The organism is Mucilaginibacter sp. P5_A4 (genome assembly GCF_056400605.1).
Genome location: NZ_JBFUKX010000024.1, coordinates 23,789 through 48,546, shown reverse-complemented (window position 1 = coordinate 48,546; position 24,758 = coordinate 23,789). Strand labels below are relative to the sequence as shown.

The window sequence follows — 24,758 nt, the reverse complement described above, 5'->3', positions numbered from 1 at the left end:
TTAAAATTTAAAGTTTACACCCAATAAAACCGTGCGGGCCTGCGGATAGGCCGCATAATCAACCCCGGCTGTACTGGGCGAGCTGCCACCGTTTGAGCTAACCTCGGGATCAAAACCATAGTATTTGGTAAATGTGTAAAGGTTTTGCGCTTCCACATAGATCCGCAGGGATGAAAATGCTTTGCTGTTTTTTGGTTTGATGGTATAACCCAGGTTTACCGTCCTGATCCTTAAAAAAGAGGCATTTTCAATAAACTGCGATGAGTTTTGCACGTAATTCTGGAAAACCATAGATGCCCTTGGGATATCGGTTACATCGCCCGGTTTTTCCCAGCGTTTGTTTACAATGGTGGCATTGTTGGCGTATACCTGGTAAAGGTACTGGTCGTCATAACCGCCATCGCTCCAGCCAAGGGTTTGGTAGGTTGAGCGGATAAGGTTGTATACCTTGTTGCCAACGCTAAACTGGGTTGAAATATTAAGGTCAAAATCATTATACCTGAAACTGTTGCTCCAGCCGCCAAAATAATCGGGTGTGGCTTTACCCAATACCTGCTGGTCATCGCTGAATTTGGGACTGCCGGTTTGCGGATCGACGCCTAAATATTTATAGCCATAAAAAGAGCCTACTGCCTCGCCAACCTTTAAGATGTGCGTTGGAAACAAATCGCTGTAGGCAGAAAGTAATTGGTTATCTGACGATAGTGCAAGGATCTTGCTTTTAATAAAGCTTATGTTAAAGGCGGTTGTCCAGGTAAAATTGGTGGTTTTTACAGGGTAAGCGTTCACCGAAAACTCGATGCCGGTATTCTGGATATTACCGGCGTTTATTGTTTGCGTAGCAAAGCCAGAGGTAGCCGGGAGCGGAGCCTCGCTTAACAGTTCGGTACGGTTGCCTTTGTATGCCTCTAACGAGCCGCCTATTTTACCGCCGAATAATTCAAAATCCAAACCGGCGTTAATCATTTTGTTGCGTTGCCAGGTGAGATCGGGGTTGCCGATGTTGCGTGGTTTTAAACCCGATACACCATCATAGCGCGATGGCTGATAATAACTCTGGTATTGAAAATCGCCTATCTCCTGGTCGCCGCTTAGGCCGTAGCTGAACCTCAGTTTAAGGTTGGTAAGCCATTTGGAGTCGCTCAGGAATTTTTCTTTGCTGATTACCCAGCCGGCAGAAACCGCGGGGAATAACCCCCAGCGTTTATTGGGGTCGAATCTTGATGAGCCGTCATAACGGGCGCTGGCCGATAACAGGTACTTATCATCATAAGCATAATTGGCTCTGAACAGGAATGAAAGCAAGCCCCAACCCGAATGCAGATCGGTAGCCCCGGTAACGGTCGAAGCGCTGGAGATGTTGGTAAGCCCGGTTCCTTCCGGAAAACCCTGCGCGTTGATAGATGAGTTTTCGGTACGGGTTGATTGGGCTGTAAAGCCACCTAACAGGTTGAGGCTATGCTTTTCGGCAAAGGTATTTTGATAGGTTAAGGTGTTTTCGTTAATCAGGGTGGTATTGGAGTAGTTGCCTTTTATAGCTTTACCCCCAACAGCAGAGGCATCTGAGGTAATGGCATCAAAAAACTGGTCGTCGTTAAGGCTGGTATAATCGGTACTGAACGATGCCCGGAATTTCAGGTTTTTAAGCACTTCAATATCAGTAAAAACACTACCCAAAAAGCGGTAATTGGTGGTGAATGCCTGGATCTCTTTTGCTGATTTTACCGGGTTATCACTCAACCAGCTGGCTTCATACTGGGTATAATCTGCATAACTGCCATCGGCATTATAAACCGGCATTAAGGGCGATGCACCTAAAGCATTGGTTACAATACCGGTGTAAGTGTCATCATTAAAACTACGCCTGTTTTTGCCGTAGGTAAAGGAGGCATTTGTACCAATGGTTACCCTATCGCTCACTTTATTGTCAAGGTTGAAACGGAAGGATGCGCGTTTGTAGTAATTCTCTATCACAATACCCTGCTGATCAAAGTAATTGCCCGAGATAAAGAACTTTGTTTTTTCGCTGCCGCCGCGGGCTGATAGTTGAATAGAGCTGATAGGGGCTGTTTTCAGGATCTGGTCGAGCCAGTTGGTATTTACTTTTGTTTTCCAGTTAGCCGGCAGCGGATTGGTTAAAACCGCGGGGTCAAATCCGTCCGGAAACTGGGTAGGGTCATCCTGGTAAAGTTTCAGGTCCTGTTTGCGGGAATCTTCTTCCAAAGCAACAAACCCCTTGCTATCTAAAAATGGAATGGTATGCGCAACATGCTGAACGCCGGTATAGCTATCAAAGCTAAACTCCGTTTTTCCGTTTTTACCATGTTTGGTGGTTATCAGCACAACACCATTGGCGGCCCTGGCTCCATAAATGGCGGCGGCCGAGGCATCTTTTAAAATCTGTATGGATTCTATATCATCCGGGTTAATATCGGCTATCGAACTGATGTTCTGGCCCTGGCCAACCACTGTACCATCGGTTGTGTATGATGTGGAAAGGGAGGAGTTACTTTCGCTGATCATGGGGATCCCGTCAACCACATATAAAGGGTTGCTGGCGCCGCGAACGCTCACCAATAGCCCGGCCCCCGGTGTACCGGATGGCGTGGTTACCAAAATTCCGGGTACTTTACCTTCAATACTCTGGGCAAGGTTTGATACGGGCTGGTCTTTAAAATCCTTATTACTGATGGAGCTGATGGCCGATGTAAGGCTGGATTTTTTTTGCGTACCATAACCAACTACAATTACATCGTTAAGCTGGCTTTTGGTTTCTTCCATCACTATGCTAAGCAAGGTTTTACTGCCAACATCAGCGGTATAGGTTTTAAAACCTATATAGGATATAACTAATTGTTGATTGCTGCCATTAACCTGGATAGAAAACATACCATCGGCATTGGTAACAGTTCCCTGTTTGGTACCCTTTATAAAAACCGATGCACCCACAATGGTTTGTCCCAGGCCATCTTTTACGGTGCCTTTAACAGTACGGTCTTGTGCCGAGGCAATAGGAGGGGCTGTTAAGCAAAGCCACATGGTTAAAACAGCAAATAATAAGCGTACAGTTTGTTTCATAGTGTGGATTTAGGAGATTATTAAAAATTTTATTTAAAATTTATCTGTATTAGTTTGTTTTATAAATATCATCAAGTCAAATGAGGAAAAATATAAGTCAAAATATTTTTTTGAAATAAATTTTTTGAATTGATTTACAGTGTGTTGTATTTGGTCAGAATTAAGTCTAATTTTAAGTCATAAATTTTACCTGTGTTTTGGTCAAAAGGCAATAAAGTAATTAATCCATTTTGGTACTTAGTGTAGCAGATATTGATTATTATTTGTGAAAAAATATTGAAAACTGATCTTTAAAACCGGAGTGATTTTATTAAGAACCACCTATTTCATGCATTTATCCCGTAAAATACAAAAAGCAATAGCCGAGCATCCTAAAGTTTTAGCTGCATTAAAGATAAAAGGGAAGGAAAATACCTGGGAAGAGTTTACACGAACCCAGTTTAACCTGGTTGCCCGGGTAATAAATAAACAAATAAGCCTGGAAGTACAGGCCAATCCCGACCTGGTTGAAATGGGGTTGATTATAGGCCGCCAACAGATCAACAATCAGCTGGAAACATTGCGTTGCCAAAACGTATATGATTTTATAAAGTACCTTGGCAATATGGGCGAATACCGCGTTTATAACTGGATAAGCGGTAAAACCCTGCAAAGCTACTGGAACGGCGGCGAGGCAAAATATATTAAGGTGAATGCGCTGCTGGTTTTTTTACAGGTGCCTTTCAACAATTGGGATGCCTGGCAAAAAGAAACGGGCAAAAGTACCAGTCCTTACCGACATAACCTTGCAAAGGCGCCGGTTGCAGGGCTTAGCTTAAGCAAGTCGTCTATATCGGTTATTAAAAGCTATTTTTTGGGTAATTATTTTTTGTACTATCAAAAAACGGACGGCAGCAAAAATGTAATTAAAACCCCTTTTGTTTTAAAGGAGCACGAAAGCGGGCAGGTGGTTGTAAAATCGGTATCAGAAGGGCACCGGTATAGTGGTAAGGTTGTTGGTATAAGAGATGGCTGCCTGTATATCAATTGCCAGAATCTTGATTTTGAAGAAATGGAACAGTATATTTTTAACCTGGGCCTCGAAACAAAACCCGAAGTGCTGTTTGGCGTAAGCAACACCGTAAGTGTAAAAAACAGGCAGGCGGTAGCGCTTAAAAATATCCTCGTTAAGCAAAAAAATAACCATCCCGATTTTGAAAATATCCCCGAAGCGGAGATCCCCTTTAATAAACAGTATGAAACCAATACCGAGGAAGCCATAATTGTTAATTACCTTAAGCAATCGGCCAATAATATTATTACCACGTTTACATGCTGTAACCTTAATGACGTAGCTGGGTTAAGTGTATAAAGGGTTGGCTCGTTTATAACTATACAGAGCGGATTTGCACAGCAACTCTGGAGGTTTGGGATTGCTTCGTACCTTATATTGACGTGGTTTTAAGTTGTTGATTATCAGTGTTATTTTTAATATAATCTATGTCATTGCGAGGTACGAAGCAATCGCATGCTATACAGAGCGGACCTGCACAGTTCGCGATTGCCACGCTGCGCTCGCAATGACATGGGTGTTATGAGCCCCTAAACCCTACACGTCATCCCCATTTTTCCAGGATTATTCGCAATGACGCTTGGATATGTGCTTCATTAGAAGTGTAAAATTTCCTCAGGGGCGTAGCCCCGAAACATCTTGTAACAACGGGTTTCAACCCGTTGAATCCGGGCGATGAAAAACGGAGAACCATAGGTTCGGCACATATAACGATAAATGGGCCGTTCCTACGGAACTGTTAACAGGAGCGGTTATCGTCAACGGGTTAAAACCCGTTGTTACAATATGATTCGTCCGCTTTGCGGACTATATTAAAAAGGCTTACTGATACAAACCGTCATAGACCCATAATCAAAATGTAACTAATGTACCATAACAGCAAAAACTATGTTTTTATCTGTACTCATTGATGTATACATTTGAATATTCAATTATAGACCAAAAATTTCAATGCTTAAAGCGAACCGACAGTAACAATAAACGGGGCTGCAGCATTTATGGAGTTTAAAAGCATATAATTGGATAAATTACACGCCTAATTATTGTGATGAAGATTGAGGAAGAATTAAACAGGATACTGCCTGCTACCCGTATCAAAACCCGCTATATCGACCTGGTATCATTTGCATCAGATGCCGGCTTTTATTATTTAGTGCCAAAGGCTGTAGTTCAACCCATTGGTGAGGACGAAATTGTTGCCTTATTTAAGTTTTCTCATCAGTATAACATCCCGCTGGTTTTTCGTACCGGTGGTACAAGTCTTTCCGGTCAGTCCATCACAGATGGTATCCTGGTAGACCTGAGCCAGTTTTGGGATAAGATAATCATTGAAGAATCTGGAAACCTGGTGCGGGTGCAGCCGGGAATTACCGGGCAAATGGTTAATACTTTCTTAAAAAAACACAAAAAAAAGATAGGTCCCGATCCTTCGAGTATCAGCGCGGCTATGATGGGGGGTATTTTATCAAACAATGCCAGTGGTATGTGTTGCGGCGTTAAGCTCAACTCCTATCACACCACCAAATACATCAGGTTTGTATTACCCAATGGGAAAGTTTTTAGTACCGAAGATAAAAACGACTATCCCCGGTTTCAGCATGAATGCATTGAGCTCTATCAGCTATTAAAAGATCTAAAGGCTCGTATTGAATCAAATAAGGTTTTGTATCATAAGATCAGGAATAAATATCAAACCAAAAATACGGTTGGTTATTCGTTAAATGCTTTTATTGATCATACACACCCATTGGATATATTGGCGCATTTGTTAATTGGGGCCGAAGGTACGCTGGCATTTATTGCTGAAGCGGTATTGGAAACCGTTCCCGATTATCCATGCAAATCAACCGCACTGCTTTATTTCCCCGATATCTATTCGGCTTGCCAGGCAATTATCCCGCTTACCGACGCCGGGGCTTTGATGGTGGAACTGATGGACAGGGCATCGTTAAGATCGGTGGAGAATATGGTTGGGATGCCTGCAATTGTAAAGGAATTACCGCCAGCTGCCGCCGCTTTGTTGATTGAGTTCCAGGAAAATACTTTTGAGGAACTGGAATTTAAGGTAAACGGATTTTTACAGTCGATAGCGCAGTTGTCATTACTCAATGCCCCTGTTTTTACAAGCAACCCTGCTGAACAGGATTTTTTATGGAAAGTTAGAAAAGGGCTCTTCCCGGCTGTAGGCGCAGTACGCGCAAGCGGAACAACCGTAATTTTAGAAGACCTTACTTTCCCCGTAAGTAAACTGGGCGATGCTATTTTAGACCTGCAGGACCTGTTTGTAAAATACAATTACAACAATGCTATCATTTTTGGCCATGCAAAGGATGGCAATATTCATTTTGTAGTTACACAATCATTTGATACGCCCGAAGAGGTAAAAAGGTACGATTTGTTTTTGCGGGAAGTTGTGGCTTTAGTGGTAGATAAATACAATGGCAGCTTAAAAGCCGAGCATGGTACCGGCCGTAATATGGCGCCATTTGTTGAAACAGAATGGGGTGGCGAAGCTTACGATATTATGAAAATAATCAAGCAGGCTATCGACCCGAACAGGCTCCTAAACCCGGGAGTGATCATAAATGACGATGCGGAAGCGCACCTGAAGGATTTGAAAGAACTGCCATCTGTAGAAGCAGAAGTTGATAAATGTATTGAATGCGGGTATTGTGAACATAAATGCCCGAGCCGTAATTTAACTACTACACCAAGGCGGCGTATTGTGATCAGGAGGGTGCTAAAGAAGCTGCAAAAGGCAGGCAATGAGCAGGAATACAAGCTCCTGCTTGATCAGTATCAATATGATGGTTTGGAAACCTGTGCGGTAGATGGTCTTTGCGCTACCGCCTGCCCGGTTGATATTAATACCGGCGACCTGGTAAAACGTTTACGAAGAGAAAATCATTCTGCCTTTCAAAACAGCGTGGCGTTGTTTGTAGCTAAAAACTTTAAAACAGCAGAGTGGGGGATCCGTACCGGGATAAAAGCCGGTTTTGCCCTAAATAAGGTTTTCGGCAGCAAAACGATGCATAAGCTCACCAAATTAGGGAAGCGAATTGTGCCGGCAATGCCCTTATGGACAGATCAGCTCACTTATCCGCCTCGTTTATCCTTTAAATCAGCGGATAATGTTGGTAATGTGTATACGGGAAATTCTATTGTATATTTCCCGGCCTGTATTTCAAGAATGTTGGGTACTTACAAGGGGAAAGAAAAGAGTATTATGGATACCTTTTTGAGCGTGTGCGCAAAATCGGGCGTAAAGGTGCGTGTAATGGAAAATTTAAGCGGGAGTTGCTGCAGCCAAATATATTCTTCTAAAGGATTTAAGGATGCATATGAATATACCGCTAACGACATTGTGCAAAGGTTATGGCTGTCGAGCAATAAAGGACAGCTACCGGTAGTAACAGACGTGAGCTCATGTGCTTACACCTTGCACAATATAAGGGGCATACTTACAGCAGGTAACCAAATTAAATTTGATACGCTTAAGATTTTGGATAGCATAGATTTTTTCCATGATTATGTTAAGCCTGTTGTTACCATAAAGCAAAAAAAGGGCAGCATTACCGTGCACACCGTTTGCTCATTGGAGAAAATGAAAACTGTAAATAAGTTTGTGGAATTAGCAAAGCATTTTGCAGATGAAGTAACCGTTCCAAAACACGGCGGATGTTGTGGAATGGCAGGGGACCGGGGCTTTTTATTTCCCGAACTGACCGATTCTGCTACCATGGCCGAGGCGCTGGAAGTTAAACAAGGTAACTACGAGGGATATTATTCCTCAACCAAAACCTGCGAAATGGCCATGTCAAAAGCTGTTTCTGAAAATTATGAATCCATCCTTTACCTGATTGATGAAACAACTTAACCATAAAAGTTAAAGGCAGAATGTACGAAGCTAAAAGCCAATACATTGGTTTTGCAGGTGTAAAACAATAAATATTAAACGCATGGCGCAAAAAGAATTAAGAAGCAGGGCATGGTTTGGCCGCAAAGGCAAGGATGGGTTTATATACCGGGCCTGGATGAAAAACCAGGGCATTCCTGATTATGAATTTGAGAACAAACCGGTAATAGGGATTTGTAATACCTGGAGCGAACTAACCCCATGTAATGCTCATTTTCGTGAACTTGCCGAATCGGTAAAGCGAGGTATTTTAGAGGCGGGTGGTTTCCCGGTTGAATTCCCGGTAATGTCGTTGGGCGAAACCTTAATGAAACCTACCGCAATGCTGTACCGCAACCTGGCCAGTATGGATGTGGAAGAATCAATCAGGGCAAATCCTTTAGATGGGGTGGTGTTGTTATGTGGCTGCGATAAAACTACACCATCGCTGGTAATGGGGGCGTGCAGTGTTAATATTCCCACTATAGTTGTATCCGGCGGGCCAATGCTAACCGGTAACCACAGGGGCAACCAAATTGGTACCAGCGATGTATGGCGATACCATGATGACGTACGTGCAGGCAAAATAATGGAAGAGGAATTGTTAACCATTGAATCGGCCATGTGCCGTAGCCAGGGGCATTGCGCGGTAATGGGTACAGCTTCATCAATGGCTTGTATGGTTGAATCTTTGGGGCTGTCGTTACCGGGAAATGCCGCTATACCTGCTGCGGATTCACGACGGAAAGTTTTGGCCCAGCTCTCGGGTTTACGTATAGTTGAAATGGTAAAAGAGGATCTGAAGCTATCGGATATATTAACCAGGAACGCGTTTGAAAATGCCATAAAAGTAAATGCTGCCATTGGAGGGTCAACAAATTTTGTAATCCACCTGTTAGCCATTGCCGGCAGAATTGGTGTGCCATTAGCGTTAAAAGATTTCGATCACCTCTCCAAAAATATTCCGCTAATAGCAAATCTTCAGCCTTCGGGTAAATATTTTATGGAAGACCTGTTTTATGCAGGCGGCTTACCGGTTGTTTTAAAAGCTTTGGATAACATTCTCCACCGCGATTGTATTACCGTAAACGGAAAAACCATCGCTGACAATTACAGCAAAGCAACAGGTTACAATAGCGATGTTATCACTACTGTTGATGCTCCTTTTAATACAGCTACCGGGCTTGCCATTTTAACGGGTAACTTATGCGAAGCCGGGGCGGTTATTAAGCCGTCGGCTGCAAGTCCGCATTTAATGCAGCATACCGGTAAAGCGGTTGTTTTTGAAAATATTGAGGATTTTAAGGCACGTATTGATACGGATGAATTAGAGGTAGACGAAAACAGTGTGTTGGTATTAAAAAACGTTGGCCCAAAAGGCTATCCCGGTATGCCCGAAGTTGGCAACATGGGCATACCAAAAAAGTTACTGGATAAAGGTATTACGGATATGGTGCGCATATCCGACGGCAGAATGAGTGGAACCGGTTTTGGAACTGTTGTATTACATGTATCTCCGGAAGCGCATACCGGCGGCAGTTTTGCTATGATCAAAACCGGCGATATGATAACACTTGATGTTCCGAACAGGTTATTAAACGTTGATATAAGTGCAGCAGAATTTGCTGAAAGAAAGAAACAGTATTTAGCACCCGCACCGGTTACGGACAGGGGGTATGTAAAGCTTTATATAGATCATGTTCAGCAGGCGCATTTAGGGGCCGACATGGATTTTTTAGTCGGCGGATCTGGCGGTAAGGTATTAAGGGATTCCCATTAATTATATATGATGAGTTTTAACAATAAAGTTGCCATTGTAACAGGAGCAGGCCAGGGTATTGGTTTTGAGATATGCAGAATGCTTGCCGAAAGGGGAGCAAAAGTGATCCTAAATGATATAGAAGCCGATCTGGCTGATAATGCAGCAATGCAGATCAACCAAAGCAAGGGCAGCAATTGTTTAGCTATGGCCGGAGACTCCGGTGATCTTGCCTTTATAAACAGGATGGTTGATACCGCAGTTGAGCTTTACGGACGATTGGATATTGTAATAGCCAACGCGGGGATTACTTTATATGGTGATTTTTTTACCTACACCAAGGACTCATTTTCTAAGGTAATGGATGTCAATCTTGGCGGTTCGTTTTTCCTGGCACAGGCTGCGGCAAAACAAATGAAACAGCAGGATAATGGCGGGGCAATCCTGTTTACCTCGTCGGTTGTTGGGCATCAGGCGCTTAAAAGCCTTGCAGCCTACGCCATGACCAAAGCAGCCTTAGAAATGCTGGCTAAAAACCTGGTGATCGAGCTTTCGCAATACAAGATCAACGTAAATACCGTAGCGCCGGGAGCAACACTAACCGAACGCACTACCGGGGAGGCCGACTATGAACGTATCTGGTCGGACATAACCCCGATGGGGAGTCCAGCTTACGTTTCGGATATAGCTAATACCGCTTTGTTTTTAGTATCAGATGAGGCTAAACACATCACAGGTCAGAGCTTAATTGTTGATGGGGGATGGACATCAGTAAGCGCTTTACCCAACGGACTTAAGTAAAAGTAATTAAGCAAAGGGCCCCATCTAAATCTCCCCCGGTAGGGCAGACTTTTGCATTGTGCCTATCTATAACGCTTTATCAGAAGAACGAAGCCGGTTTTTTCGTTCTTCTAACTGTAAATCTTTTTTATAAATTGCCACCTTGTTTCGGGTATAACAATCATATATTTTGCTTTTTATGCTTCATTATATCAATGGATTTACCATAACCGGTATTGATCCATTACGCGTTTGTTTTTTTCAACAGGCGTTTAAATGATGTGAACATTTTTTAGTGATGAAGCTATTTATGCATGTATAATTTTTTATAACCTGGTTTTTTTTACATAGATTTATAAGTAATTATTCAAAATGGCCATTAAACCAATTCCTAATGAAAGTGAGCTTATACAGCAAGTGACTTTAGGCAGCGAAAAGGCCTTTACAAAGTTATTTGATGGCTACTACAAACCTTTAGGCGAATTTGTGTTTAGGTTAACCGAATCCATAGAACTGGCTGAAGAGATTGTTCAGGATGTTTTTATAAAGATCTGGACTAACAGAGGATCCTTAATAGAAATTGACAGTTTTAGTAATTACATCTTCATAATCAGTCGCAATCAAACTTATAATTGTCTTCGTAAAAAGGCTAACGAAAAAGTCAGGCAATTAAAATGGGAAAAGGATTTAGAGCATAGTTTAAGCCAGCCAAATGATGCTGAACAGGAAGATTCTTACCGGGCATTGTTAGAAAAAGCGATTGAAAAGCTCCCCCCGCAGCAAAAAAAAGTTTATTTACTAAGCCGGAATGAGCGGCTAAAGCAGGAAGAAATTGCTAAACAACTCAATATCTCGGCCGAAACGGTTAAAAAACACCTGAAACTGGCTACCCGCTTTATAAAAAACAACGTCCTTATTGAAAATAAAGATCTGGTGGTCATGATTTTGCTTACCCCGCTGTTTCTTAAATAAAAAAATATTTTTTTATAAAACGTTACCCCTTTTTTATTCGTTTTGGGTCTTTAGTGGTATATGACCAAAGTGCAACCCGAAAGATTAAATTATTTATTCCTCAAATATTTTCATAAAACTGCCACTGAGGAAGAGCGGAATGATTTGATGCAGATCATAAATGATCCGTCTAATGAGGATGCGATTGTTGGGCTGATGGAGGAAACCTATGTGTCGCACATTCCGGATAATGATCCGTTCGCTGAGGGGAAACGGGAAAAAATATTAAATGCGGTGTTTGCAGTTGCCCCCCCGGCTACCATTAGTGTAAATAAAAAATCAAACGCCGGGATATTAACTTTATGGGCTAAGTACGCTGCAACAGCTATTTTGCTTTTGGCTGTTGGTTTATATTTTTATAACACTAAGAAGCCTTCAGGCAAGCTTGTCGCTGTAAAAACTTTTAATGATTTTAAACCAGGTGGAAACAAAGCTGTATTAACTCTTTCTAATGGTTCAAAGATTGTATTAAATGATGCTAAAAATGGGAAGCTGGCAGTTCAGGGTAGTGCAGCTGTTGTTAAGCTTACCAACGGGGAACTCCGGTACAATCAAAGCGGAGCTTCTGAAGCATCACCTGTTTATAATACAATGTCGACCCCGCGCGGAGGGCAATATAAGTTACAACTTCCGGATGGTACAGTAGTAATGCTTAACTCCGAATCGTCAATTACGTTTCCTATAGCGTTTGCAGGTAAAGAAAGAAGTGTTTCTATTACCGGAGAAGCATATTTTGAAGTAACTAAAAATAAAAAAATGCCATTCCACGTAAGCTTCGGCGATCAGAAAGTTGAAGTATTAGGCACTCATTTCAATATAAATGCATACAATGATCAGGCGGATTATAAAACAACGCTTTTAGAAGGTTCTGTGAGGATTTCAAGAGGGAAAGAAAATCATTTACTGGTACCCGGACAACAGGCTGTTTATGAGCCGGGCAGTAAAATGTTTGCTGTTAAAGAGGTTGACACCGAAGACGTTGTGTCATGGAAAAACGGCTTATTCCACTTTGATAATACCGAGCTGGACCAGGTAATGCGCCAGCTATCAAGATGGTATAATATTGAAATAGAATACGAGGGCCCTAAACCTGTTTTGAATTTTACAGGGGAGATAAAAAGAGACAATAATCTATCGAGAGTAATTAAAATACTGGAATCAACAGGCGGAATAAAATTCACCCTCAACCAAAATAAAATAATCGTTCACAAAAAATAATTAACTTTAATAGCCTAATCAGAAAAATATGGAGAGATAAATTACGAAACCAACCAATTAAGGTATCTGAATTAATACCTCCCCGGATTGCGGCCGGGAAGGCAATTGATTGGATTAACCTGTTAATAACCAATTTACTGCACCAATTATTACTTAACCCAAACATTCAAATGTATGAAACAAGTTCTGCATTCTAAAATTCCTGCGCCTTTTTGTCAGGAACGAAAATCAATAAGTCAATATGACAATTATTTAAAACAGGTACTTAGGATTATGAAAATAACGGGTATCCTTTTATTTGTATTCACGCTTCACATCAGTGCAAATACATTGGCGCAAAAGGTTAGCCTTTCCAATGATAAAGCTGATTTAAAGTCGGTTTTAAAGCAATTAAAAAAGCAAACCGGTTTTTTGTTTATGTACAATAACCAGGTTTTCAAAAAAGCTAAACCTGTTACTATACATGCATCAGACATTGAGCTTGGCGAAGCCCTGAACCAGATCTTTAAATCACAGCCCCTTACTTATGAGCTGGATGAAAATACTATCATTATTAAGGAATTAAACCCTGAAGGGACGACCGATAACAATGGCAAAACGGTTCCCCGCCGTATTACGGGAAAGGTTACAGATAAGGACGGACTTGCCATACCGGGTGTTACTGTACAGATAAAGGGTTCTGCAACTCTTACTACTACAGCGCTCGATGGTACGTTTTCTATAATGGCCGAAAAGGGAAACACGTTACAATTTCGCTTTATAGGATTTGAAACAAAAGAGGTGTTGATTGAAGATCAAACTTCATTAACCATTACACTGGTCGAAGAAAAAAGAGGCCTTAATGAAGTAGTGGTTATAGGTTATGGCAGCAGTACCAAAAGAGAGCTTACCAGCGCCATTTCAACCGTTAAGGCCGAGCAATTTAACGCCGGCGTAGTATCAAGCCCCGCCGATTTGCTGGAAGGTAAAGTGGCCGGTTTAAATATTACCAGTGACGGTAACCCCAATAGCAAAGCTTCTGTTACGCTCCGCGGACCATCGTCTATACGTGCAGGCGAAGCTTCTGTGCCATTTTATGTAATAGACGGCGTACCCGGAGCCGATTTTAATTTGTTGGCTCCTTCGGATATTGCGTCAATAGATGTGTTAAAAGATGCTTCTGCTGCTGCAATATATGGAACACGGGCTACCAATGGTGTGATTATAGTAACTACCAAAAAAGCTAAGGCGGGCCAGATGAGGATGACTTACAATGGCTACGGCGCATTTGAAAAAGTATCTAACCAGTTTGATGTGGCCAGCGCCGACCAGCTTAGGGCTTACGTAAAAGCTAACGGGCAAAGTTTTACGCCCGTGAATGATAACGGCGGAAATACCGATTGGCAAAAAGCCGTTGAACGCAATACCGGCTTTTCGCAAAACCATAACCTTTCGTTTGGCGGCGGTACCGATAAAACTACTTATAACGGAAGTTTAAACTACCTGGATAACCAGGGGATTGTTAAAAGCAGCGGTTTAAAACGCGTTATCGGCAGGCTTAACATCACCCAGAAAACACTGAATGATAAATTGAAGCTGGATTTTTCTTTAAGCAATTCGGTTACCAACTCAAACTTGCTGGTTAATGATATTCCGTTATCAAGTGCAAATGGTCAAAGTCCGGGCTTATTTAAATCAATAGTTCAGTATTTGCCTACCCGTACCATTTATAATGCCGATGGTACTTTTTATAACGATCCCACTTTAAAACTGGGCTATAACCCGGTTGGCCTTATTACCAACGATACTTATAAACAAAAAGTTAATTTGTTGTTAGGCAATGTGCGCGGTGAGTTGATATTACCGGCCGGTTTGCTTTACAATTTTAATTTGGCTTACCAGGAAACAAATACTAATAGCAATACTTATTACAATTCGGCATCTGAGCTTGCCCCAAGCCTTAATGGTAAAGCCATCCGCTCAACTTACCAGGACACTAAAAAGTTATTTGAAAACTATTTAACTTATGCTCATGACTGGAATGAGAAACACAATTTCAAAGCCTTGTTTGGGTACTCAATAGATCAAACCACTAAAGGAAATGGGTTTCAGTCTACAAATCAAAATTTTATTTCTGATGCTACCAGCTATAGTAACCTGGCCCTGGGTACACCAGCTTCCAACTACCGGGTTGATTATGGCGGTGTCAATGAGGAAACTTTGCGTCTGATATCATTTTATTCGCGCCTTAATTACAGTTACGAAGGTAAATACCTTTTGCAGGCGTCGGTACGTCGCGATGGATCAAACGCTTTTGGTACCAACAAACGTTGGGGGTATTTCCCTGCTGCATCTGCTGCATGGCGCGTGATCGACGAGGGTTTCATGAAATCACAATCGCTGTTTGATGACCTGAAACTAAGGGTAGGATATGGTAAAACAGGGAATTCATTGGGCTTTTCGCCTTATACGCCGATAACGCTTTATGGCACCACAGGCAGTTTTTATTACAACGGTGCTTATATAGGTGCTATTGGCGTAACCCAAAACCCGAATCCGGATTTGAAGTGGGAAAGTACCGGCACACTAAATGGCGGTATTGATTTCTCTATATTAAAAGGACGTTTGGGCGGTTCGGTTGACATCTACAATAAAAAGACAACCGATATGATCACTACCGTTCCGGTACCGCTTATCAATAACTTTGTAAGTTGGAAGGTTGTAAACGTAGGCAGTATGACCAATAAAGGAGTGGAGATAGCACTTAACGGAACGCCTATAAAATTAAAGGGCTTTACCTGGAGCAGCTATGGCAACATTTCGTTTAATAAAAACAAGATCACAGCCCTTGCCCCAAATCTATCTAAAATATATAGAGGCGATCCTGAAGGGCCTGGCCAAAGCGGGATAAACGTATCCATCATTGAAGCCGGTTACCCGCTTGGCGAATTTTATACCCTGAAATATCTTGGCCGCCCCAATGGTGTATCAACATTTTTAGGAGCCAATGGCCAGCCAACCACAACACCTACAAGTGCCGATCAAACTTATGCGGGCAATGCACAGCCAACCTATACATTTGGTTTAGGTAACGATTTTACTTACAAAAACTTCAGCCTTAATTTCTTTTTCAGGGGCCAGGGTGGTAATAAAATCATGAACGCGTCTTTAGCCAGCTTTAACCAGCCAACCCAGGCCTCGGCGCATGGTGTGCCTACATTAACATTGAGCGAACCAGGCACTGATGTTAATGCCAACTTTTATTCAACCCGTTATCTTGAAAGTGGCGCGTTCATCAGGTTAAGTAATGCAACCCTTGCATACAAAATAAATGTTTCGGGTAATTATGTACATGGTATCCGCTTGTATGTTACCGGTACCAATTTATTTATTATCACCAAATACAAAGGGGTTGATCCCGAATTGAATTTGAACATCGATAACCAGTCAAGCGGCCAGTTTATCGGGGTTGATAGTAATAATTTCTATCCAAAAACAAGGAGTTTCCTTGCCGGTATCCAAGTTGATTTATAATAACCATTAAGCTAACAGACATGAATAATTTAAAAAGATATATAAAACCTGGCTTTGTGGCCATGTTGATGGGGGCTATTTACCTTTCGGGCTGCACTAAGTTAGATATCACACCTAAATCGGCGCTTACCCCGTCTATTTTTCCAACCACGCCGGCTCAGTATGTAGCTGCCACAGGGCCTATTTACACCTCATTCCGTGCGGCGCCGGGCAGGCAGTACTGGCTATTGCAAAATTTAAGTACAGACGAATGTGTATTGGTAGCGCGCGGCGGCAACTGGCTGGATGGGGGTACCTATGCTACCGTAAACCTGCATACCGTAAACCCCGATAACGGCATGGCCGAAACCTGCTGGCAGTGGGGTTACGGAACTATAAGTTTATGTAACCAGGTGCTGTCATTATTTGACGCTACACCGGCAAGCGATGCTAAAAAGCAAACCGTTGCCGAAATTAAAACCATGCGCGCCTTATCCTACTTTTACCTGATGGACCTTTTTGGAAATGTGCCTATCAGCAAAAAGTTTGGCGATACCACCAACCTGGGTACCCAGCCGAGAGCAGCGGTGTTTGCATACATTGAAAGTGAATTGCTTGCACAAATTCCCGATCTGAGCGCTACATCGGGCGTTACAACGTACGGCAGGCCAACCCAAGGTTTAGCTTACGCTGTGCTTGCAAAAATGTACCTTAACGCTCAATATTACATTGGCACGCCAAGGTACCAGGATGCGGTTGCTATGTGCGATAACATTATAAAAGGCGGCCAGTATGGTTTAGATGCCGATTATTTGGGCATGTTTAAACCCAACAATGGCCCGCAGATTAAGGATTTCATTTTTGCCGTACCTTTTGATGGTGTGCAGGCGCAGGGACAGTACTATGCCCGTTGGACAATCAATCCTAACCTGAAAAATAAGTATAAAATGCCTTACACGCCCGACGGGCCGGTGTATACTTATAAAGAGTATTATGCTTTGTTTAACGATGCCAATGATATTCGTAAAAAACAATACCTGGTTGGCAAGCAATACAACAACGATGGCACGCCAATAAACATTACTACCACCAACATAGGGCTTGATGCAAGCTATAGCGGCCCAAATCCTACTGCCCCGGTTGTACACCAGCTGGAGTTTACGCCTGATATTGTCTGGAAAAATCCGGCCACTTTTGATATCGGCAATGATGAGCTTGCCAACGAAGAAGGCTACAGGAATAATAAATTTTATCCGGATAGCTTAAACACCGACCGTAACCAGGGCAATGATGTACCGATGTTCAGGTACGCCGATGTGTTGCTGGAGAAAGCAGAAGCCATTTTAAGGGGTGCAACAGCAACCAACGGCGATTCGCCATTATCATTAGTTAACCAGGTAAGGGCGCGTGCAAAAGCTACCCCATTGGCTGCTGTAACCTTGCAGGATATTTTAGATGAGCGTGGCAGGGAACTGGCTATGGAAATGTGGCGCCGTAATGATATGATACGCTTTGGACAGTTTGAAAAATCCTGGGGCATTAAAACAGATGCCAACCCCGCCAAGCGGATTTTTCCAATACCAAGACCCGAAATGCAGTTAAACCCCAAGCTGACACAAAACCCTGGGTACTAACAACCAATATTTTTAATCCCCCAGTCTTGTAAAGATTGGGGGATTTATCTTGCTTATAGGCCTTGAATCTTCCATTAATCAAAAGATGAGATCAATACTATTAATTATTTTTTCGGCGCTGCTGATTAATTTAGCAGAAGCCAAAAACACGATCATCAACATCAAGAAGCTTGGTGCGGTTGCAGATGGTAAAACAGATAATTCGGCAGCTATCCAGAAAGCGATTGATATGGTCAATAAGGCAGGCGGGGGTACAGTATTTGTACCCGCGGGTAAATTTATTACTGGTGTAATTTATCTAAAGTCAAATGTAGACCTTCATCTTGGCACAGGCGCTATATTGCTGGCATCCGCTAAACGGATTGCCTACGGGCCGGGGAAAGCTTCTCCTTTAATTTGTGCTGATGGGCAGCAAAATGTATCAATTACAGGCAAAGGTATTATAGACGGAAACGGTGATGAACTGTTAAAGGATATCTATAAAATGCTAAAAGATGGCACATTAAAAGATTCGGAATGGCAAACTTATAACGACTGGCACCAGATGCGGCCCGAAGAGAATAACCGTCCAAAACTGATCATGTTTAAAAACTGCAGCCACATCGCCATAAAAAACATTACTATCAAAAACGGGTTATGCTGGATTCAGGACTACAGGAGCTGTACCGATATGATTATTGACAGTATCAGCGTAATAAGCAATACTTTCTTAAATAACGACGGCATCGATCTGGTTGATTGTAAAAATGTAAGGCTTACCAATAGCTTTTTTAATGTTGCCGATGATGGCATTTGCCTTAAATCGCATGATCCGCAGGGCGCCTGCGAAAACATATATATAGCTAACTGTAAAATACGCTCAAGCGCCAGCGCCTTTAAAATGGGGACAGCATCGTTTGGGGGATTTAAGAAGATAACCGTTCGCAACATCTATGTATATGATACGTTCCGGTCGGCCATTGCCATTGAATCTGTAGATGGTGGCATAATCCAGGATATTGATATCCGCAATATAACTGCAAAAAACACGGGTAATGCCATATTCATTCGCCTGGGTAAGCGCAATAAAAAAAGCCTCCCGGGTAAAATCAACAATGTATTTATAGCAAATGTGAAAGTTGATATCCCTGCCGGAAAACCGGATGCCGGTTATCATATGGAAGGGCCGGCGGAGCTGTTCCCTCATAACGCTTTCCCTTCTTCTATTATGGGCTTGCCAGGGTACAATGTTACCGGTGTAACCCTTCAGGACATTGACATCAGTTACCGGGGCCACGCCAAAAAAAATGTAGCTTATTTCAACGCAGATACCCTGGTTAAAGTGCCGGAAAAAGCCGAGGCTTATCCGGAATTCTCAATGTTTGGGGAATTGCCTGCGTCTGGTCTTTACGTACGACATGCCGAAGGTGTTACAATTAAAAATATGCGGATGAATTATGCCGGCGAAGATTTCAGGAGCCCATTCATTTTTGATGATCTAGATAAGCTAAATCTTAGTAAAATAAATGTTATCAACTCAAAGGTGGTTCCTGTAATTATTTTAAACAATGTAAGGCACCCATCGCTGAACGACCGGTTTATGACAGAGGCTAAAAACACGGTTAAAATACAATAACCGGGTCCCAAAGATTATATCTTGATATATTGCCAATAAAAAATTGCCTATTACCATGGAAAAAATATACAGGCTTAAATATTTACTTGTTGCGCTTATTTGCAGTATTGCAGTAAAAACAAAGGCACAGCTAAATATTGAATCGTCCCAAGCGCTCATCAACAGGGTCGTTCCGGCTCATGCTAAAATGTTTGTGGTTGAAGCATTGGAAAACAATAATTCCAAAGATGCTTTTGAGGTTGACGGCGCAAACGGGAAAATAGTTTTACGTGGTAATAATGGTGTTGCTGTAGCTTCAGCTCTGTATTATTATTTAACGGAATATACGCATTGCCAGGTCACCTGGAATGGTACAAATTTAAATTTGCCACAACAGCTCCCTGTTCCTGATCATAAGACAAGAAAAAACAGCCCTTATGATTATAGATACTATTTAAACTATTGCACTTACAGTTATAGCATGAGCTGGTGGGATTGGAAACGGTGGGAAAAAGAAATAGACTGGATGGCGATGCACGGCATCAATATGCCATTGGCCATTACCGGGCAGGAGTACGTTTGGAACAAAGTGTATACCGACATGGGCTTTAGCAGGGCAGATATGCAGAACTTTTTTACCGGGCCTGCTTACTTTGGCTGGTTTTACATGGGTAATGTAGATAAATGGGAGGGACCATTACCACAAAGCTGGATAATCAATCATAAAGACCTGCAGCTAAAAATATTAAAAAGGGAACGGGAATTAGGCATAAAACCTGTATTGCCCGCATTTACGGGCCATGTGCCGGCATCTTTTAAAACACGGTTTCCTAAGGCAAAGCTTAAAAAAACCAACTGGAAAAACGGGTTTGAGGATACCTATATACTGGACGCCAAAGATCCTCTTTTTGCCGAAATTGGTAAGAAATTTATAGAAGAACAAACCAGGATCTATGGAACAGATCACCTGTATTCGGCAGATACATTTAATGAGAATGAACCGCCTTCCAATGACTCTACATTCCTGTCAGAATTAAGTGCGCGTGTGTATGATGGCATGAAGGGGGCCGACCCTAAAGCCGTTTGGGTAATGCAGGGCTGGCTATTTTACAGCGACAGGGAGTTTTGGCACGATGAGCAGATCAGGGCTTTGCTGAGCGCCGTGCCAAATGAGCATATGATCATCCTGGATTTGAATACTGATTTTGAACCGATCTGGAAGCGTACGAGTGCTTTCTTCGGTAAACCCTGGATCTGGAACATGCTTCATAATTATGGCGGTAATAATAGTTTGTTTGGCAGGATGGATGCCGTCGCTAAAGAACCCGCCACGGCTTTGCATGATCCGGCTTCAGGTAAAATGGTTGGTATAGGTTTAACTATGGAGGCAATTGAACAAACGCCTGTACTGTACGAGTTAATGATGCAGAACACATGGCAGGATAAGCCCGTTAACCTGGATGAATGGTTACCCCAATATATTTATAATCGATACGGTGTTAAAAATACCGACGCATTGGATGCCTGGAAAACCCTCAGGTTAACTGTGTTTAACGGAAAAGCTATTCGTGATGGTGCCGAGTCGATTATTACCGGGCGGCCCACGCTTGATTCTGCTGCAGTTTGGACACGGACAAAACTAAATTATAACCGTGCAGATCTGCTGCCGGCCTGGGATAAATTAATCTCTGCAGCGCCGGCTTGTGGTAAAAGTAGTGGTTTTAATTATGACCTGGTTGACTTAACACGCCAGGTACTGGCAAATTACGCCCGCCCATTACAGGTAAAGTGGATAAATGCCTACCGGGATAAAGATATTAATACATTCAATAAAGCAGCGGCTGATTACCTGGAGTTGATTACGGACATAGATAAATTATTAGCAACCCGTAAAGATTTTTTATTGGGCCCCTGGATAGCGGATGCCAGGAGCTGGGGTACAAACCCGGCAGAGAAAAAACTTTACGAACGTAATGCACGAAACCTGGTTACCCTATGGGGAGATAAAAACAGTCCATTGCATGAATACTCCTGCCGGCAGTGGAGTGGGTTGCTGAATGATTTTTACAAAGTAAGGTGGCAACGATTTTTTGAGGTGCTTAGCAAGTCAATAATTGATAAGCAGGAGCCAGACCTTAAAGCTTTTGACAAAAACATAAGCGAATGGGAGTGGACCTGGGTTAACACCAGCAAAAGTTATCCCGTTGTTACTTCCGGTAATAGTGTGGATACAGCGGTGCAGCTCTATAAAAAGTATAGGAAAGTAATGGGCGAAGATTTAAAATAAGGTATAATGAATAAGGATGTTGAGCCCGGCAAATTAGTTGGCAAATCAAAACCCGCGCGATCGATGTCGCTTGATGCATTACGTGGCTTTGATATGTTTTGGATCATGAGTGGTGAAGGCGTAGTTCATACGCTGGCAAAAGCGACCGGCTGGCCTTTGTTGCTATGGATGTCGGGCCAGTTGCACCATACAACGTGGAATGGAATAACTTTTTATGACATGATCTTCCCTTTGTTTTTATTCATAGCGGGAATTTCTATGCCATATTCTATGAATAACAAAACAGGGCAATATGGTGTCACAGATGCATACCTGTTACCTTACAAGGCTAAAAAAGAGATCTACAAATCCATGATCAGGCGTACTTTGATCTTGATTTTTTTAGGCGTGGTGGTTAATGGCTTGTTCAAATTTAACGGGTTTGAAAACACGCGCTTTGCCAGTGTTTTAGGCAGAATAGGTTTGTCATGGTTCTTTGCAGGTCTCATCTATTTAAATTTTAACTGTAAAGGGCAGATTATTTGGTTTTGCGCCTTACTTGTAGGTTATTGGGCAGCTATGACACTCATTCCTGTTCCCGGTTACGGAGCCGGTGTTTTGACTATGGATGGAAGCCTCGAATCGTATATCGATCGTTTGTTGTTACCCGGCAGGCTTCATGATAAGGTTCACGACCCTGAAGGGATTTTATCAACCATTCCGGCTATTGGAACCGCGCTCATGGGTATATTAACCGGAACGTTTTTAAAGTACGAATCATCAAACTGGCCGATGTGGAAAAAGGGGATATGTCTTTTCTTCGCAGGTTTAATCTTTATCGCATTCGGCTTATTATGGGATTTGGCTTTTCCAATAAATAAAAGGCTTTGGACAAGTTCCTTTGTTTTGTATGTGGGAGGATGGAGCCTGGTTCTTTTTTCAATTTTCTATTTGATTATTGATGTAGCAGGCTATCGTAAATGGGCTTTTCCGTTTGTACTTATAGGATTAAACTCTATACTTATTTACCTCGCGTCAGAAGGCATAATCGATTTTCAGCACAGCGCCAATTATTTTTTTGGCGGGTTAATTCACCATTTATCTCTTAACTGGCAGGCATTTGCCCAGGCATTATCTATAGTGATTGTCCAAATGGCATTGCTCTACCTATTGTTTAGGTATAAGGTGTTTTTGAAAGTTTGATTTATCGGGAAACGTTCAATCATCTTTTATCGCATTAATAAAAGGCGCCGACACACATGCTGTCGGAAGAACTGAATTCTTTATTGAGAACATGAAGAAATTGGCGCTAATTAAAGAAACATTCTCTCAGTTCGAACAAACGTTTTTAATAGATTTACAGCTATATGGTTATTTTTGTTTAAGAGAGAGTCTTTTTTTGAAGGATTGTGATATCCATTAAATTGATTAAGGCTGACTGAATCAATTGATCTGAAGCCCATAGCCCAATCAGGGAAGTTTCTTTCTTTTAATTCACCACTTGCAATGTGAGTTATTCCTTTATGCCTTTGATCTTCGTTTATTTTATTAAAAGTCTTTTGTATATCATTTTCTTCTCCCTCTAATAATTGAATAAAATTTCCTTCACCATATAAAAGGAGGCCGGTGATATTATCTCGAATATTATTCACATTGCTAACGGTCAGGATGTCCTTTAATTCGCTTTCATTAAACCAGTTAACCCCGGCGCTTAAGTATATTATGTAATGCATTTTTTCTAATTTGGATGCCGCTTTATTTTACACAGCATTAGGAAGTTGAAAACTACGCATTACTTGCTTATAAACTGCGTCTTTGCTAAATTAAAAGGCCTTGAACTTTAGTACAACTTTTGCGACGAGGTTCTGGCAATCAGTTCGGTTTCAACCCGTTCAGTGATAAACTCTTCTATAGGCCATTTGCTTTCGATGGTTTTTATGAGCATTTCTGTAGCCATTTGCCCTATCTGAAAAGCCGGTTGACGTACAACGGTTAATGGGGGATCAAATAATTCAACCACATCAGAGTTGGTGAAACCTGCCAGCGCGATATCTCCTGGTATTTTGATCCCCAGCTTTTTTAATATAGATACGCAGCTGATGGTAAGCCGGTCGGCGCCTATGAAAATAGCTTCGGGGCGGTCGTCCATAGCTAACAGGGCTTTTACGGCAAGTTCAATTTCGTCATAAATCATCCCGCCATGCTCGCAATGTTTTAAATACCCCGGCTTAAATTCAAGGCCATGTTTATCAAGCGCGGCTTTAAAGCCATCAAATCTTTCCTGAGTTATTGATAAGTTATTTGAGCTGGTAAGGTGGGCTATTTTTTTAAAGCCGGAGTTTATTAACAGTTCGGTAGCATCAAATGATCCTTTAAAGTTGTTTGCAATTACCTTGTGGGTATTAATATCGGCTGCAACCCTGTCAAAAAATACAATAGGAAACCCTTTCTCATGTAAATATTTGTATTGTGAGGTATCGGTTGTTTGGGCTGACAGGGAAACCAGCAACCCATCAACATGCCTTGAAAGCAAGTGCTGCACGTTAACCGTTTCCCGGTCAAACGATTCGTGGGTTTGCGTAATAATAACGTGGTAACCAAGATTATAGGCAATTGACTCGATGCCATTGATGGCCTGCGAGAAATAATCATTGGCTACCTCGCACACCACAACGCCTATTGAATGGCTTTTTTGGTCTTTAAGACTTAACGCTATAGGGTTTGGGCGGTAATTTACCTTTTCTGCATACTCCTGGACAAGCTTTTTAGTTTCGGCGCCAATTTCATAACTGCCTTTTAACGCCCTTGATACAGTAGATGTTGATACACCCAAAGCTTTTGCTATGTCCTTAATGGTATAAGATTCAAACATAATTTGGTTTCCTGATCCTGCAAATTACGGTAAGATCAAACGTTTTCAAATATTAAGAAATTATTTTACGGCTAAGTTATTGTAAAAACCGGGATTTTATCGTGTTTA

14 protein-coding genes are annotated in these 24,758 nt (G+C 42.0%); 11 read left to right on the top strand and 3 right to left on the bottom strand.

Translation table 11 applies throughout. From position 1 onward, the window contains the following. Window positions 1–3,078 (bottom strand): SusC/RagA family TonB-linked outer membrane protein, encoded by a 3,078-nt coding sequence (locus AC1DQW_RS15475; RefSeq protein WP_477454913.1) that lies wholly within the window; start codon window positions 3,076–3,078, stop codon window positions 1–3. 328 nt (window positions 3,079–3,406) lie between these two features. On the opposite strand from AC1DQW_RS15475, the gene AC1DQW_RS15470 reads away from it, so the two are divergent. From AC1DQW_RS15470 to AC1DQW_RS15420, 11 genes are all read left to right on the top strand, one after another. Continuing rightward, window positions 3,407–4,429, top strand: a complete 1,023-nt coding sequence (locus AC1DQW_RS15470) for a hypothetical protein (protein WP_477454912.1) — start codon at window positions 3,407–3,409, stop codon at window positions 4,427–4,429. A 748-nt stretch (window positions 4,430–5,177) separates the two neighbouring features. Continuing rightward, entirely contained in the window at window positions 5,178–8,006 is a 2,829-nt protein-coding gene (locus AC1DQW_RS15465) for an FAD-binding and (Fe-S)-binding domain-containing protein (protein WP_477454911.1), read from the top strand. An 82-nt stretch (window positions 8,007–8,088) separates the two neighbouring features. After that, complete coding sequence (locus AC1DQW_RS15460) at window positions 8,089–9,804, top strand: IlvD/Edd family dehydratase (RefSeq protein ID WP_477454910.1); 1,716 nt, start codon at window positions 8,089–8,091, stop codon at window positions 9,802–9,804. Between the two features lie 6 nt (window positions 9,805–9,810). Continuing rightward, window positions 9,811–10,584, top strand: a complete 774-nt coding sequence (locus AC1DQW_RS15455; RefSeq protein ID WP_477454909.1) for an SDR family NAD(P)-dependent oxidoreductase — start codon at window positions 9,811–9,813, stop codon at window positions 10,582–10,584. Between the two features lie 351 nt (window positions 10,585–10,935). Beyond that, on the top strand, window positions 10,936–11,535 hold the full coding sequence (locus tag AC1DQW_RS15450; protein WP_477454908.1) for an RNA polymerase sigma-70 factor: 600 nt from the start codon (window positions 10,936–10,938) through the stop codon (window positions 11,533–11,535). 60 nt (window positions 11,536–11,595) lie between these two features. Further along, window positions 11,596–12,792, top strand: a complete 1,197-nt coding sequence (locus AC1DQW_RS15445; protein WP_477454907.1) for a FecR family protein — start codon at window positions 11,596–11,598, stop codon at window positions 12,790–12,792. 174 nt (window positions 12,793–12,966) lie between these two features. Beyond that, window positions 12,967–16,305 carry a TonB-dependent receptor gene (locus tag AC1DQW_RS15440; RefSeq protein ID WP_477454906.1) on the top strand — a complete coding sequence of 1,113 codons (3,339 nt, stop codon included), beginning with the start codon at window positions 12,967–12,969 and terminating at the stop codon, window positions 16,303–16,305. A 20-nt stretch (window positions 16,306–16,325) separates the two neighbouring features. Next, entirely contained in the window at window positions 16,326–17,918 is a 1,593-nt protein-coding gene (locus AC1DQW_RS15435; protein WP_477454905.1) for a RagB/SusD family nutrient uptake outer membrane protein, read from the top strand. An 85-nt stretch (window positions 17,919–18,003) separates the two neighbouring features. Beyond that, window positions 18,004–19,533: a glycoside hydrolase family 28 protein gene (locus AC1DQW_RS15430; RefSeq protein WP_477454904.1), complete on the top strand. Its 1,530-nt coding sequence runs from the start codon at window positions 18,004–18,006 to the stop codon at window positions 19,531–19,533. 55 nt (window positions 19,534–19,588) lie between these two features. Further along, window positions 19,589–21,799: an alpha-N-acetylglucosaminidase gene (locus AC1DQW_RS15425; protein WP_477454903.1), complete on the top strand. Its 2,211-nt coding sequence runs from the start codon at window positions 19,589–19,591 to the stop codon at window positions 21,797–21,799. Between the two features lie 6 nt (window positions 21,800–21,805). Continuing rightward, on the top strand, window positions 21,806–22,981 hold the full coding sequence (locus AC1DQW_RS15420) for an acyltransferase family protein (protein ID WP_477454902.1): 1,176 nt from the start codon (window positions 21,806–21,808) through the stop codon (window positions 22,979–22,981). A 110-nt stretch (window positions 22,982–23,091) separates the two neighbouring features. Here the strand turns inward: AC1DQW_RS15420 and AC1DQW_RS15415 are convergent, their stop codons facing one another. After that, window positions 23,092–23,511: a BLUF domain-containing protein gene (locus AC1DQW_RS15415; RefSeq protein WP_477454901.1), complete on the bottom strand. Its 420-nt coding sequence runs from the start codon at window positions 23,509–23,511 to the stop codon at window positions 23,092–23,094. A 107-nt stretch (window positions 23,512–23,618) separates the two neighbouring features. After that, window positions 23,619–24,650 carry a LacI family DNA-binding transcriptional regulator gene (locus tag AC1DQW_RS15410; protein ID WP_477454900.1) on the bottom strand — a complete coding sequence of 344 codons (1,032 nt, stop codon included), beginning with the start codon at window positions 24,648–24,650 and terminating at the stop codon, window positions 23,619–23,621. Window positions 24,651–24,758 lie beyond the last annotated feature (108 nt).